We start from the raw sequence: 14181 nt of genomic DNA on the forward strand, positions 1-14181 counted from the left end.
GTGCGCGACAATGAACACGTAGATCCACCGCATCGAGGAGCAAGTCATGTCGCAACAGGGCCACGGACACACACCGGCGGCGTGGACCGGCGTTCTGATCGCCTTCGTGGGGTTCATCGTGTGCAGCGTCTTCACCGTGATGGCCGTGCCGGTCGGCTTCTGGGTCGGCATCGGCATCCTGCTGCTCGCGGCGATCGTGGGCGGCGTGATGAGCGCGGCCGGCCTGGGGATGCCCAAGGGCAACGCCCCCCTCGGCGGCGGCCACCACTGACCCCGGTGACGCGGGGGTCCGGGGCGCGGCCCCGGACCCCGCCGCGCGCGCCGGAGCGGTCCGACCGCCGCTCCGCGGCGGCATCGGCGGGAAGGCGCGGGCACGGATCGCCGAAGGCGTGCGCCGTCGGCCGCCTGGTTCCACAATGAGCCCGTGACCACCTCCGCCCCCTCCGCGCGTCCCGCCCGCCGCCTCGCCGCCCCCGCTCTCGCCCTCGTCGGCGTGGCGGGGGCGTTCGCGTACGTGGGGGCCGTCGACCCGAACGAACCCGGGCACTACCCCGCCTGCCCGCTCCTGCGGTTCACCGGGATCTACTGCCCCGGCTGCGGGGGACTGCGCAGCGCGCACGCCGTCGCGCACGGGGACCTCGCGGCGGCCTTCCAGGACAACGCGCTCGCCGTGCTCGGCTACGGGCTCGCCGCCGTGCTCTGGCTCGTGTGGGCCGTACGCGCCGCGCGGGGCCGGGACCTCGCGGTGCTCCAGCCCCCGGCCCGGCTGCGCTGGGCCCTCGGGGCCGTCGTCCTCGTCTTCACGCTCGTACGGAACCTGCCGCTCGGCGGTTTCCTGCACCCCTGAGCCCGTCCACGCCCGGAGGCCGGGGGAATCCGCTGGTCAGCCTCGCCACCGTCAACCGGATGCGCCGCTTACGCCTTGTGGCGGCTACCATCGCATGAGGTTCCCCGCCCCCGTTCCACCGGGCAGGGCCGGGCCCGTACCACGTTCCCCCTCCCCGCGCGGGGAGGCTTGAGAGGAGTCCGCCGGAGTGAGTGTGCTCGACGAGATCATCGACGGAGTGCGTGCCGACCTCGCGGAACGGCAGGCGCGCGTCAGCCTCGACGAGCTGAAGGAGCGTGCGGCCCGCGCCCCGGAGGCCCGCGACGGGCTCGCCGCGCTCGGCGGCGAGGGCGTGCAGGTCATCTGCGAGGTCAAGCGCTCCAGCCCCTCCAAGGGCGCGCTCGCCGCAATCGCCGACCCCGCCGCGCTCGCGGCGGACTACGAGGCGGGCGGCGCCGCCGTCATCTCCGTGCTCACCGAGCAGCGCCGCTTCGGCGGCTCGCTCGCCGACCTCGAAGCCGTCCGCGCCAAGGTCGACATCCCCGTCCTGCGCAAGGACTTCATCGTCACCTCGTACCAGCTCTGGGAAGCCCGCGCCTACGGGGCCGACCTCGCGCTCCTCATCGTCGCGGCCCTGGAGCAGCCCGCGCTCGAATCGCTCATCGAGCGCGCCGTCTCGATCGGCCTCACGCCGCTCGTCGAGGCGCACGACGAGGCGGAGGTCGAGCGCGCGGTCGCCGCGGGCGCCCGCCTCATCGGCATCAACGCGCGCAACCTGAAGAACCTCAAGGTCGACCGCAACACCTTCGAGCGCGTCGCCCCCGAGGTGCCCGCGGGGGTCCTCAAGGTCGCCGAGTCCGGCGTTCGCGGCCCGCACGACCTCATCGCCTACGCCAACGCGGGCGCCGACGCCGTCCTCGTCGGCGAGTCCCTCGTCACCGGGCGCGACCCGAAGACCGCCGTCGCCGACCTCGTCGCCGCGGGCGCCCACCCCGCGCTGCGCCACGGACGGGACTGACACCCCCATGACCCCCGCTTCCCCCGCCCCCGCGACCCGGCAGGCCCCGTGCCCGTCCGGGTCCGCGGCGTGCGCGGCGGGCAGCGGTCTCGCGGTTCCCGCCCGGCCCGGCCCCGTGGGGGAGCGGGCGGCGTGCGCGCCGGCCCGCGACCCGTACGCGCGACTCGCCCGGGGCTGCCGCCCGCGCGGCTGCCGCGCCCCCGCGCGCCGCGTCCACGGCCGCCGCGTGCGGTACGTGATCGGGGACGAGCCGGGCCAGGTCAACGGCATGCGATGGCGTCGCACCGGCCGCTGAGGGCCTGACGCGGCGTGCCGCCCGCACTGTACGTGTCCGGGCGTGCGCACACCGTACCCTCGTGGCCGCCGTGCCGTCCCTGACCACCTCTCCCGGGTCGCCCGCGCGCGCCCCGGTACCGGAGCGTCCATCCATGTCATACGAGGCATCCCCGGCGCACGACTTCTTCGTGCCCGATCCCGAGGGCCTGAGCCCGAACACCGAGGGCTACTTCGGCCGTTTCGGCGGCGCCTTCATCCCCGAGGCGCTCGTCGCCGCCGTGGACGAGGTCGCCGTCGCCTACGACAAGGCCAAGAGCGACCCCGCCTTCGCCGCCGAGCTGAACGACCTCCTCCTCAACTACACCGGGCGCCCCAGCGCCCTCACCGAGGTGCCGCGCTTCGCCGGACACGCGGGCGGCGCCCGCGTGTTCCTCAAGCGCGAGGACCTCAACCACACCGGCTCGCACAAGATCAACAACGTGCTCGGGCAGGCGCTGCTCACCCGCCGCATGGGCAAGACCCGCGTCATCGCCGAGACCGGCGCGGGACAGCACGGCGTCGCGACCGCGACCGCCTGCGCCCTCTTCGGCCTGGACTGCACGATCTACATGGGCGAGATCGACACCGAGCGGCAGGCCCTCAACGTGGCCCGCATGCGGATGCTCGGCGCCGAGGTCGTCGCCGTGAAGTCCGGCAGCCGCACCCTCAAGGACGCCATCAACGAGGCGTTCCGCGACTGGGTCGCCAACGTCGAGCACACGCACTACCTCTTCGGCACCGTCGCGGGCCCGCACCCCTTCCCGGCGATGGTCCGCGACTTCCACCGCGTCATCGGCGTCGAGGCCCGCCGCCAGCTCCTGGAGCGCACCGGCAGGCTCCCGGACGCGGCGGTCGCCTGCGTCGGCGGCGGCTCCAACGCGATGGGCCTGTTCCACGCCTTCCTGCCCGACGAGGGCGTCCGGCTCGTCGGCTGCGAGGCCGCCGGCCACGGGGTCGCCTCCGGCGAGCACGCGGCGACCCTCACGGCGGGCGAGCCGGGGATACTGCACGGCTCCCGCTCCTACGTCCTCCAGGACGAGGAGGGCCAGATCACCGAGCCGTACTCGATCTCGGCCGGGCTCGACTACCCCGGCATCGGCCCCGAGCACGCGCACCTGCGCGAGTCCGGGCGCGCCGAGTACCGCCCGGTCACCGACCGCGAGGCGATGGAGGCGCTGCGGCTCCTGTCGCGCACCGAGGGCATCATCCCGGCCATCGAGTCGGCGCACGCCCTCGCGGGCGCCCTCGACATCGGCCGCGAACTCGGCCCCGACGGGCTCGTCCTCGTCAACCTGTCCGGCCGCGGCGACAAGGACATGGACACCGCCGCCAAGTACTTCGGCCTCTACGACGACGAATCGGTCGTCGTGGACGGCATCGTCCGCGCCGACGCGGAGGGGGAGCCCCAGTGAGTCAGCACCACGTTGGACAGTCCGCGCTTCTGAGCGAGACCCTCGCGGGGGCCCGCGCCGAGAACCGCGCCGCGCTCGTCGCGTACCTCCCGGCGGGCTTCCCGAGCATCGAGGGCGGGGCGAAGGCCGTGCGGGCCGCGCTCGAAGGCGGCGCCGACGTCGTCGAGGTCGGGCTGCCGCACTCCGACCCGGTCATGGACGGCCCGGTCATCCAGACCGCCGACGACATCGCGCTGCGCGGCGGCCTCAAGATCCGGCACGTCATGGACACCGTCCGGCAGGCGTTCGAGGCGACGGGCAAGCCCGTCCTCGTCATGACCTACTGGAACCCGATCGACCGCTACGGCATCGAGCGCTTCACCCGCGAACTCGCCGAGGCCGGGGGAGCGGGCTGCATCCTGCCCGACCTGCCCGTGCAGGAGTCCGCCGAGTGGCGCGCGCACGCCGAGAAGCACGGTCTCGCGACGGTCTTCGTCGTCGCGCCCAGCAGCACCGACAAGCGGCTCGGCGAGATCACGGCGGCGGGCAGCGGCTTCGTCTACGCGGCCTCGCTCATGGGCGTCACGGGCACGCGCGACTCGGTCGGCGAACAGGCCAAGGACCTCGTGACCCGCACCCGCGCCACGACGGACCTGCCGGTCTGCGTCGGCATCGGCGTCTCGACCCCCGCCCACGCCGCCGAGGTCGCCGCCTTCGCGGACGGCGTCATCGTCGGCTCCGCCTTCGTCAAGCGCCTCCTGGACGCGCCCGACGAGGAGTCGGGACTCGCTGCGGTACGGGAACTGGCGGGCGAGCTGGCGAAGGGCGTCCGGCGGCGGGGCTGAGCCGATGAGGCCGCTCCGGCAGGCGTGAGGCACGGCCGGGGGCCGGGCACGGCGGGGATTTTCCCGGCTGTGCCCGGCCCGCGGCCTTTCCGGGGTTCTCGCGGCGACCGGGCGGGGCGCGTCGCTCGGCGTGCGGGCCGGGTCGCGGTGCCCCTGGACCGACCCCTCGGATGTTTCCGCGCGGCGGGTGGGCGATGAGTTCTCGGCGCGGCGCGGCGCGGCGCGGCGCGGCGCGTGGGCGATGAGCCGATGGTCCGACCGGTTTCCGGCAACCTCGTGCGTCCCGCTTCACTCGTCCGCGTGAAGAAGCGGTGCGGCAGGCACGCGTGCCGTTCCGGTTCGTTGGCGGGGGTGTGAGCGAGAAGAATCGTCAGGGAAAGCTGTCCGCGCGGGACCGCATCGCGGCCGACCGCCGTCGTGAGGAGGCCCGCGAGAAGCGGCGCAAGAGCCTCGTGATGGGCGCCGTCGTCCTCGGGGTGCTCGTCGTCGTGGGGGGCGTCGGCGCCGCCGTCACGATCGGCAAGAAGGGCAGTACGGACTCCGCGGGGCCCGTCGTGGCCCCCAAGGGCGCGACGGGCGAGGACGGGCTCGCCATCCCGCTCGGCGAGAAGTCGGCCCCCTCCGTCCTCACCATCTGGGAGGACTTCCGCTGCCCGGCCTGCGCCCAGTTCGAGAACGGCTTCCGGTCCGCGGTCCACGAGCTGACCGCCTCGGGCAAGCTCCGCGTCGAGTACCACCTCGCCACCCTCATCGACGGCAACATGGGGGGCAGCGGCTCGGCGACGGCGGCCAACGCGGCGCTCTGCGCGCAGGACGAGGGCAAGTTCCCCGCGTACCACGACGTCCTCTACGCCAACCAGCCCGCCGAGACGACCGACCCCTACGCCGAGCCGGACAAGCTCCTCGCCCTCGCCAAGAAGGTCAAGGGCCTCGACACGCCCGCCTTCCGCGACTGCGTGAGCGGGAACACCCACCGCGCCTGGGTCGCGAAGTCCAACGAGAAGTTCCAGCAGGGCGACTTCCGCGGCACCCCCACGGTGATCCTCGACGGCAAAGACGTCTTCAAGAACCCGAAGCCCGCCTTCACGCCCGAGCGCCTGAAGGAGCTGGTGGAGGAGAAGGCGGCCAAGGGCTGAACCCCTTCGCCCGAGGCCCACGAATCAAGCCCGTCCGGCGCTTGAGGAGACGGCCGGAGGCGGCGGAGGACCGGCCCCGCCGAAGGGCGCTGTTACGGAGACGTTGCCAACACTCCGGCCCGTCCCCCTCCCGCCCCGCGATAGCGTGGACGACGTCATGGACCTTGCCTACATTCCCAGCCCGTCGCGCGGAGTGCTGTACCTCGGCTCCATCCCGCTGCGCGGATACGCGTTCTGCATCATCATCGGCGTCTTCGTCGCCGTGCTCATCGGCAACCGGCGCTGGATCGCGCGCGGCGGCCGGGCGGGCACGGTGGCGGACATCGCCGTCTGGGCCGTGCCCTTCGGGCTCGTCGGCGGACGGCTTTACCACGTCATCACCGACTACGAGCTGTACTTCACCGAGGGCAAGGACTGGGTCAACGCCTTCAAGATCTGGGAGGGCGGCCTCGGTATCTGGGGCGCGATCGCCTTCGGTGCCCTCGGCGCCTGGATCGGCTGCCGCAGGCGCGGCATCCCGCTCCCGGCCTGGGCCGACACGGTCGCCCCCGGCATCGCCTTCGCCCAGGCGATCGGCCGCTGGGGCAACTGGTTCAACCAGGAGCTGTACGGCAAGCCCACCGACCTGCCCTGGGCGGTGAAGATCACCAGCGACAGCGGCGGTCGCATCCCCGGCACGTACCACCCGACGTTCCTCTACGAGTTCCTGTGGTGCGTCGGCGTCGGCCTCCTCGTGATCTGGGCCGACCGCCGCTTCCGCCTGGGCCACGGGCGCGCCTTCGCGCTCTACGTCGCCGCGTACTGCGCGGGCCGCGGCTGGATCGAGTACATGCGTGTCGACAGCGCGCACCACATCTTCGGGGTCCGGCTCAACGTGTGGACGGCGATCGTCGTCTTCGTCGCGGCCGTCGCCTACTTCGTGCTCTCCGCCCGCCTCCGTCCGGGCCGCGAGACCATCCACGACAAGGGCGGCGACGGGGAGACCCCGGAGCCGCGGGACACAGAGGACGCGAAGACCCTCGAGGACGGCGGGGACGCGAAGGACGCCGAGGGCGAGGGCGCGAAGGCGGACAAGGACGGGGACGAGGCGGCGGGCGAGGCCGGGGAGCCGGGCGACACCGCCGCCGAGGACGCCGAGCCCTCCGGCCCCACCGCCTCCCTCAAGAAGAGCTGAGCCCGAAGAGCTGAGCCCGGGGGCCACCGCCCACGGCACCCGCACGGCACCCGGCAGGGCGGGACGGATCACCTCCGTCCCGCCCTGCCCCCGTATCCGTCCCCCCGCCGCGCCCCTCACCCCAAGCCCCTCACCCCACCCCGAGCCGTTCCGCGAGCGCCTTCGTGCGGCGGGCGACCGCGACGAGCGCCGCGTCCACGAAGCGGCCGTCCGGGAGCGCGAACGCGCCACCGTCCTCCGCCGCCGCGCTCAGCACCTCGTCCGCCGCCGCGACCTCCGCGCCGCCGGGGCGCCACGCGTGCTCGATGACCGCGAGCTGCCGGGGATGGATCGCGGCGCGCCCGAAGAAGCCGAGGTCCCTGCCGTGGCGGCACGAGGCCGCCAGGCCCTCCTCGTCCCGCACGTCCGGGTACACCGACTGCGCGGGCGGCGCGAGCCCCGCCGCGCCCGCCGCGAGCACGACGCGCCCGCGCGCGTGGTCGAGCCCCGCGTCCCCGCGCACCCCGAGCGCCGCCCGCAGGTCCGACTCGCCGAGCGCCACGCCCCGTACCGCCGGGTGCGCCGTCGCGACCTCGAAGGCGCGCTCGACGCCGAGCGGGCACTCCAGGATCGGGTACAGCTCGGGGATCGGCGCCCCGCCGCAGGCGACCGCCGCGCGCCGCACGTCCTCCGGGCCGCGCGACTTCGGCAGCCGCAGGCCCGACAGGTGCGGCAGCCCGACGAGGGCCGCCACGTCGTGCGCGCCCCAGGGGCCGTCCAGGTGGTTCACGCGCACGTGCACCGGAACCGGGACCGGGGCCGAGAGGAGTTCGGCGACGGCGGCCCGCGCGTACTCCTTGCCGTCCGGCGCGACCGCGTCCTCCAGATCGACGAGCACCACGTCGGCGCCCGCCGCGAGCGCCTTCTCGACCCGTGCGGGACGGTCGCCCGGCACGTACAGCCAGGTCAGCGGAGTGCTGGACAGACCGTTCTCCCTCGCCTCGCTCGTCATACCGCCCCCGCCGCCCGCAGTCGCGCGATGTCCCCGGCGCCGAAACCGGCCTCGCCGAGCACCGCGTCCGTGTCCGCGCCGTGCGGCCTGCCCGTCCACCGGATGTGGCCCGGCGTCTCCGAGAGCCGGAAGAGCACGTTCTGCATCCGCAGGCGCCCCAGCTCCGGGTCGTCGAACACGGGCAGCGAGCCGAGCGCCGCGTACTGCGGATCGGCCATGACGTCGGCGACGTCCTGCACGGGCGCGATCGCCGCCTCCGCCTCCTCGAAGGCGTCCACGACCTCCTTGCTCTCGCGCGCCGCGATCCAGGAGCCCACCGCCTCGTCGAGCACGTCCGCGTGCGCGGCGCGCCCCGCGCCGCTCCCGAACCACGGCTCGTCGATCAGCTCGGGACGCCCGACGAGCCGCAGGACCCGCTCGGCGACCGACTGCGCCGAGGTCGAGACCGCGACCCAGCGGCCGTCCGCCGTGCGGTAGGTGTTGCGCGGCGCGTTGTTCGTGGAGCGGTTGCCGGTACGCGGCTGGACGTAGCCGAGCTGGTCGTACCAGAGGGGCTGCGGGCCGAGCACCGTGAGGATCGGCTCGATGATCGCGAGATCGACGACCTGGCCGCGTCCCGTGCGCTCCCGCCCCGCGAGCGCCGTCATGACCGCGTACGCCGTCGCGAGCGCCGCGATCGAGTCGGCGAGCCCGAACGGCGGCAGGACCGGGGGCCCGTCCGGCTCCCCGGTGATCGCCGCGAACCCGCTCATGGCCTCCGCGAGCGTCCCGAAGCCGGGGCGCCGCGCGTACGGGCCGAACTGCCCGAAGCCCGTCACGCGCGCGAGGACGAGCCGCGGATTGACCTCGCTCAACTCCGCCCAGCCGAGGCCCCAGCGCTCCAGCGTCCCCGGACGGAAGTTCTCGATCACGACGTCCGCGTCCGCGACGAGCCGCAGCAGCACCTCGCGTCCCTCCGGGCGCGACAGGTCCGCCGTGGCGTTCCGCTTCCCGCGCCCGAGGAGCTTCCACCACAGCCCCACGCCGTCCTTGCCGGGCCCGTGCCCGCGCGAGGGATCGGGCCGCGTCGGATGCTCGATCTTCACGACGTCCGCGCCGAAGTCCGCGAGCATCGTGGCGGCGAGCGGCCCGGCGAAGAGCGTCGCGAGATCGAGCACGCGGGTGCCGTGCAGGGGCCCCGGCTCCTCGGGCGCCTCCGGCGTGTCGGGCTCGTACGGGCTCGGGGCCGGGCCCGCCTCGTAGGACCCCGCCTCGCGCGCCTCGGGGCCGGGCTCCCGCCCGCCCTCGTAGGGCTCCCGTGTCACGCCACCACCCCCGCGCTCGCGTCGATCTCGGACCGGTGCGGCATCGAGGGCGCCGCGCCCGCGCGCTGCACCGAGAGCGCCGCCGCGGTGCCCGCCCACGCGAGCGCGTCCGGCATCGCGCGGCCCTCGCCGAGCGCGACCGCGAGGGCGCCGACGAAGGTGTCCCCGGCCGCCGTCGTGTCCACCGGGTCCACCTCGGGCGCGGGGACGAGGAGCTGGTCCGCGCCTCTCGCCGCGTACAGGCAGCCGCGCGCGCCGAGCGTCACGACGACCTCGGGCACGCGGTCGAGCAGGACGCGCGCGGCCTCGGCCGGGTCGCGGCTCCCGGTCAGGGCCGCGGCCTCGTGCTCGTTGGGGACGAGGAGATCGGTCGCGGCGAGGAGCCCGGGGGGCAGGGTCTGCGCGGGCGCGGGCGTGAGGACCGTGCGCACGCCGTGGCGGCGCGCGGCCTCGGCCCCGGCGAGGACGGTGCCGAGCGGGATCTCCAGTTGCAGGAGCAGCGTGTCGGCCGCCGCGATGAGGTGCTCGTCGCCGGGCGCGAGCCCGGTCAGGCTCCCGTTGGCGCCCGGGACGACGACGATCGCGTTGCCCCCCGCGTCGTCCACGACGATGTGCGCGGTGCCGCTCGGGCCGGGGACGAGGCGGAGCAGTTCGGTGTCCACCCCGGCGTCGGCGAGTTCCTGCCGCAGCCGGGTGCCGAAGGCGTCCTCGCCGACCGCGCCGATCATCGCGACGGTCCCGCCCGCGCGCGCGGCGGCGACGGCCTGGTTGGCTCCCTTGCCGCCGGGATGGGTGCGGAAACTGTGCCCGGTGACGGTCTCGCCGCGCTCGGGGGCGCGGGCGACGTGGGCGACGAGATCCATGTTCGTGCTGCCGAGGACCACGATGTGGCTCATGGCGTGGGGCTCCTGGTGGCGGTCGGGGGCGGCGCCTCGCCGTCCGTGGCGGGCACGTCCCGTACGAGGACGCGCTCCCGGGCGGCGGGGCGGCGGGCGGGCTGGTCGGGGGCGGCCCCGGGGGCGAGGGCGAGTCCCGTCGTGAGCCGGGCGAGCGTGTCGTAGTCCGCGCCGGTCCCGCCGGGGTCGTTCCAGCTCCCCTTGACCGCTGTCCTCAATCGGTTCCCCAGCGGAGCGGTCCACACCCCGGGGACCCCGTGGAGCACTCCTGCGACGGACCCGGCCGTCGCTCCGTTCGAATCCGTGTCCCAGCCGCCGGAGACGGTACGGGTCACCGCGGCGGTGAAGAAGTCCTCCTCCGTGCCCGCGTCGACCGCGAGCGCCGCGTGCGTGAGCGCGGCGGCGAGCAGCGCCGCGTTCGGGACGACGTGCACCCAGTGCGTGCCCCGGTGGGCGGCGTGCAGCGCGTCGACGACGGTGGCGAAGTCCTCGTGGGTACGGGCGAGGGCGATCGCCGCGCGGATCGCGCGCGCGAGGCGGGACCCTCGCGGCACGACGCGCAGGCCTGTCGCGAGGCAGTGGTGCGCGTCCCCGCCGTGCGCGGTCGCCTCCGCGAGCACGGCCGCCACGAACATCGCCCCGTACACGCCGTTGCCCGTGTGGCTCAGCACCGCGTCCCGCCACGCCTGTTCCGCGGCGCCGGCCGGGTCGCCCGGGTGCGTCCAGCCGTGCACGTCGGCCCTGATGAGCGCCCCGATCCACTCGCGGAAGGGGTTGCGGTGCCGGGCGGTCTCCGGGGGTTCGACACCGCGCAGGAGGTTCGCGTACGCGACCCGCTCGGCCGTGAAGACCTTCCCGGCGGGCAACTGCTCCAGCCACAGCGCCGCGAGGTCGGCCGTCGTGAAGTCCCGCCCGTGCCGCAGCAGCAGCTCGACGGTCAGCACGGGGTGGTCGAGGTCGTCGTCCTCGGGCGTCCCCGCGATGTTCTCGGCGAGGCAGTTCCCCGCGCTGCGCCGGTTCCACGGGTACGCGGCGAGCAGGTCCGCCGGGACGCCGCGCGCCGTGAACCACGTGCGCAGCGGCCAGTTCCCCGCCGCCCGCGCGAGCGCCCTGATCCCGTCGAGCGGGAGCTTCTCGACGGGCTTGCCGAGCACGCACCCGGCCGCGCGCCCGCGCCAGGCCGCTTCGAGCCGCTCCTCCAGCGCGACCGGATCGCCGTCGTACGCGCCCGCCCCGGGCCACTCGGGACACGCCGCGACGATCCCGTCGAAGTCCGTCGGCTCGGCGCGGCCGCCCGCCTCGGGGACGTGCGCGATCCGGGCCATCAACTCCTCGGCGAGCGCGCGAAGTTCACGTGGTACGGGGGCGGAGGACGCCCCGGCCCGTACGGGAGCCGCCAGGCCGCCCGCCGCGTACCAGCGCGCCGCGATGCCCGCGACCTCGCGCCCCTCCTCGCCCGCCTGCCGCAGCTCGTGGCCGATCAGGTCCTCGGGCTGCACCCACGTGAGGCGCAGCCCCGCTCCGCCCGTACCGCTCACGCCTGATCCCCCGCTTCCAGCGCGGCGAACGCCGCCTCGTGCGCGCGCCGCCGCGCCACGTCCCTGCCGTGGATCTCCCGCGCCACCGCCGTGAGTTCGGCCGCCGGGCCGCGCACGTCGAGGCGGCTCGCGCGGCTCACCTCCTCGGCCCACTCGGCGGGGATCGCCGCGGCGCCGCCGAGCGCTCCCGCGAGCGCCCCGCCCATCGTCGCGATCGAGTCGCAGTCCCTGCCGTAGTTCACCGCGCCGAGGATCGTGTCCCTGCCCCGCCCCGCGCACACGAGCAACATGCCGAGCGCGATGGGCAGTTCCTCGATCGCGTGCAGCCGCGAGGGCCGCCGCGCGCCGAGCGAGGGCGCCCGGTACTCCTCACCGACCGTGTCGTACGGCGCGATCGCCGCGCGCAGTCCGGCCTGCGCCGCCTCCGGTTCGCCGTGCCGCGCGGCGACCGCGCACACCGCTTCGATCGCCGCGCGCGTCCCGTCCTTCGCGAGCCGCAGACACGCCTCCACGACGTCGTCGGGGCCCGCGCCCGGCCGGCACGCCGCGGCGACGGCGGCGGCGAAGACCGCGGCGGCCTCGCGCCCGTACGAGGACTGGTGCGCGCCCGCGATCTCGGCGGCCTCCGCGTAAGCCCCCTCCGGATCGCCCGCGTTGACGAGCCCGACCGGGGCCATGTACATCGCCGCGCCGCAGTTCACGACGTTCCCGACGCCCGCCTCGCGGGGGTCGGCGTGCGCGTAGTGCAGCCGCGTCACGAGCCATTTCTCGGCGAGGAACACGCGTTGCAGCGGCAGCGCCTCGGCCTCCAGCTCGGGAATCCACCGGGGCCGCTCGGTGAGTTCGGGCACGAGGTGCGCGGCGATCGCGTGCGCGTCCAGGTGGTCGCGGACGGTGCCGTAGACGCGGATCAGCGCGTGCGTCATGAGGGTGTCGTCGGTGACGTGCCCGTCGCCCTTGTGGTACGGCGCCAAGGGGCGTGCCGTACGCCACTGTTCGCCCGCCCACGGGCCGACGATCCCGGTCACCCTGCCGCCGTGCCGCGCCACGATCTGCTCCGGGCTGTACCCCTCGACGGGGCCGCCGAGCGCGTCGCCCACGGCGGCGCCGAGCAGCGCGCCGAGCACACGGTCGGCGAGTCCGGGGCCCGTGGCGGGGACGTCCCGGGGAGGGGGGAGCGGTGAGACTGCGGTCATGAGGCGGTGCCGTCCTTTCCCGCGCCCGCGGGGGGCGCGGTGGTCTTCTCTCGGAAGGGGGTCTGCGCGGCCTCACGGAGCGGACCGCGCGCGGGCTCCCCGTGCCGGGCCGTCGCGAGGGCGTCGAGCCGTGCGGCGAGCGCGAGGAGGTCGGTGCCCGCGAGGCGGGGCACGGCGCAGCCGCTGAGCCACCGGCAGGCCGCGCGCCACGGGGCGGGCACGACGGCGCCGAGCGCCCCGGTGAGCGCGCCGGTCAGCGCGGGCGCCGAGTCGGCGACGCGGGCCAGGCAGGCGGCGGCGGGGAGGGCGGCGTCGAGACGGCCGCGCGCGGCGAGCGTGAGCGCGAGCGCGACGGGCACGGTCTCGGCGGCGGCGACCCCGTAGCTGTAGACGTGGTCGACGATCTCGTGCTCCAGGAGGGGGACGAGCGCGAAGGCGGCGGCGCCCGCCTCGCCGCCGGGCTCGTCCCTCCCGCCGTCGTCGCCCTCGCCCAGGACCCGGCGCGCGTGCGCGACCGCCTCGCGCGCGGCCCGCCCGATCGCCGTGCCAGGGGGCAGCTCGGCGAGCGCCGCGCCGACCGCCCCCTCCGCGTCCGCGCCGCCGAGTCCCGCCGCGACCGCCGCCGCGACGGCGCGCGCGCCGAGCACGCCGTCCCCGTCCTGCGTGTAGCGGGCGTCGTACTCGGCGAGCGCGGCGGCAGTGGCTGGTGCGCCGGGGTGCCGTGTCGCGAGGACGGCGGCGCGCACGCACGCCGCGTCGTCGAAGTAGTGCGGGTTGTCGTGCCCGCAGGCCGGGGGCGCGAGCCCGGCGGCGAGGTTGGCGAGCGAGGTGCGCACCGAGATCCGGGCGCGGAAGGCGGGGGGCGGCTCGGCGGGCGCCCCGGACGCCGGGTCGGCGGGCGTCTCGGCCGCCGCTTCGGCGGGCGGCGCGGTGAGCTGGGCCGCGAGCGTTGTCCAGTGCCGGTCGAGTGCCGCGCGCACCGCGTCCTCGGCGGGTGTCGCGGCGTCGAGCAGCGCGTACGCGGTCAGCGCCGCCCACTCCGCGTCGTCCGAGGGCCCGAGCCGCAGCGGCCCCGGGGCCTGGTTGAGCGCCACGGGCACCGGGAGCGTCGTCACCCCGCCCTGCTCGGCGAAGAGGTCGAGTTCGCGCGCGAGCCGCCGCGTCCAGGCGGGCATCCCGTGCGCCCGGTGCCGTCCGGCGGGCCAGCCCGCCGCGTCCCCGGCGGCGATCCCGAGCAGCACGCGGGCGGCGGGGGAGCGCGGGTCGTCGGCGGGGTGCGCGCGGGCGGGCGTGACGGGAACGGTCGCGGACTCTGCGGGGGCGCTCATGGGGTGGCTCCGGAGGAGGGCGGGAAGGGGACGGAAGGTCCTCCGGCCGGGGGCGCGGCGGCGGGGTCCGGCAGGGCACGGCCGGGTGCGGCGGCGCTCCCGGGACCGTCCCCGGCCGCCCGCTCCCGGTGGGGCGCGGCGGCGGGGAAGCGGGCGCGGTCCGGCCTGTGACCAGCGGGTCCGCGGGACGCCGGGCCCGGTCGAGCGGGTCGGCGGTGTGCGG

Annotated in this window: 14 protein-coding genes; 8 read left to right on the forward strand and 6 right to left on the reverse strand. The window is 76.0% G+C overall.

Annotated features, from left to right (window positions below; genetic code table 11):
• Positions 1-46: 46 nt before the first annotated feature.
• From STTU_RS25935 to lgt, 8 genes are all read left to right on the forward strand, one after another.
• Positions 47-271 (forward strand): HGxxPAAW family protein, encoded by a 225-nt coding sequence (locus tag STTU_RS25935; RefSeq protein WP_007828364.1) that lies wholly within the window; start codon positions 47-49, stop codon positions 269-271.
• Between the two features lie 153 nt (positions 272-424).
• Positions 425-847, forward strand: coding sequence for a DUF2752 domain-containing protein (locus tag STTU_RS25940; protein ID WP_007828366.1), 423 nt, complete (start codon positions 425-427; stop codon positions 845-847).
• A gap of 187 nt (positions 848-1034) precedes the next feature.
• Positions 1035-1844, forward strand: coding sequence for an indole-3-glycerol phosphate synthase TrpC (gene trpC, locus STTU_RS25945; RefSeq protein ID WP_010276994.1), 810 nt, complete (start codon positions 1035-1037; stop codon positions 1842-1844).
• A gap of 7 nt (positions 1845-1851) precedes the next feature.
• Positions 1852-2139, forward strand: a complete 288-nt coding sequence (trpM, locus tag STTU_RS36270; RefSeq protein ID WP_399048001.1) for a tryptophan biosynthesis modulator TrpM — start codon at positions 1852-1854, stop codon at positions 2137-2139.
• 133 nt (positions 2140-2272) lie between these two features.
• The gene (gene trpB, locus STTU_RS25955; protein WP_007828370.1) at positions 2273-3571 is read left to right on the forward strand and encodes a tryptophan synthase subunit beta; all 1299 of its coding nucleotides are present in this window, start codon (positions 2273-2275) and stop codon (positions 3569-3571) included.
• Complete coding sequence (gene trpA, locus STTU_RS25960) at positions 3568-4395, forward strand: tryptophan synthase subunit alpha (protein ID WP_009064296.1); 828 nt, start codon at positions 3568-3570, stop codon at positions 4393-4395. The genes trpB and trpA overlap by 4 nt, the downstream gene beginning before the upstream one ends.
• 353 nt (positions 4396-4748) lie before the next feature.
• Complete coding sequence (locus STTU_RS25965; protein ID WP_043256370.1) at positions 4749-5531, forward strand: DsbA family protein; 783 nt, start codon at positions 4749-4751, stop codon at positions 5529-5531.
• A gap of 157 nt (positions 5532-5688) precedes the next feature.
• On the forward strand, positions 5689-6705 hold the full coding sequence (gene lgt / locus STTU_RS25970) for a prolipoprotein diacylglyceryl transferase (RefSeq protein ID WP_043256372.1): 1017 nt from the start codon (positions 5689-5691) through the stop codon (positions 6703-6705).
• A 130-nt stretch (positions 6706-6835) separates the two neighbouring features.
• On the opposite strand, the gene STTU_RS25975 is transcribed toward lgt, so the two are convergent.
• Genes STTU_RS25975 through STTU_RS35070 form a run of 6 tightly spaced genes read right to left on the reverse strand, consistent with a single transcriptional unit; the run spans position 6836 to position 13958 of the window.
• Positions 6836-7696 carry an HpcH/HpaI aldolase/citrate lyase family protein gene (locus tag STTU_RS25975; RefSeq protein ID WP_086021159.1) on the reverse strand — a complete coding sequence of 287 codons (861 nt, stop codon included), beginning with the start codon at positions 7694-7696 and terminating at the stop codon, positions 6836-6838.
• Positions 7693-9000 (reverse strand): CaiB/BaiF CoA transferase family protein, encoded by a 1308-nt coding sequence (locus tag STTU_RS25980; protein ID WP_043256374.1) that lies wholly within the window; start codon positions 8998-9000, stop codon positions 7693-7695. The genes STTU_RS25975 and STTU_RS25980 overlap by 4 nt, the downstream gene beginning before the upstream one ends.
• On the reverse strand, positions 8997-9896 hold the full coding sequence (gene rbsK / locus STTU_RS25985; RefSeq protein ID WP_043256376.1) for a ribokinase: 900 nt from the start codon (positions 9894-9896) through the stop codon (positions 8997-8999). Before rbsK ends, STTU_RS25980 begins: the two co-directional genes overlap by 4 nt.
• On the reverse strand, positions 9893-11434 hold the full coding sequence (locus tag STTU_RS25990; RefSeq protein WP_043256379.1) for an ADP-ribosylglycohydrolase family protein: 1542 nt from the start codon (positions 11432-11434) through the stop codon (positions 9893-9895). The genes rbsK and STTU_RS25990 overlap by 4 nt, the downstream gene beginning before the upstream one ends.
• Complete coding sequence (locus tag STTU_RS25995; RefSeq protein WP_052862423.1) at positions 11431-12630, reverse strand: ADP-ribosylglycohydrolase family protein; 1200 nt, start codon at positions 12628-12630, stop codon at positions 11431-11433. Before STTU_RS25995 ends, STTU_RS25990 begins: the two co-directional genes overlap by 4 nt.
• Positions 12627-13958 (reverse strand): ADP-ribosylglycohydrolase family protein, encoded by a 1332-nt coding sequence (locus tag STTU_RS35070; RefSeq protein WP_063894622.1) that lies wholly within the window; start codon positions 13956-13958, stop codon positions 12627-12629. The genes STTU_RS25995 and STTU_RS35070 overlap by 4 nt, the downstream gene beginning before the upstream one ends.
• Between the last annotated feature and the right edge of the window lie 223 nt (positions 13959-14181).

It is taken from the genome of Streptomyces sp. Tu6071 (genome assembly GCF_000213055.1).
Classification (GTDB): domain Bacteria; phylum Actinomycetota; class Actinomycetes; order Streptomycetales; family Streptomycetaceae; genus Streptomyces; species Streptomyces evansiae.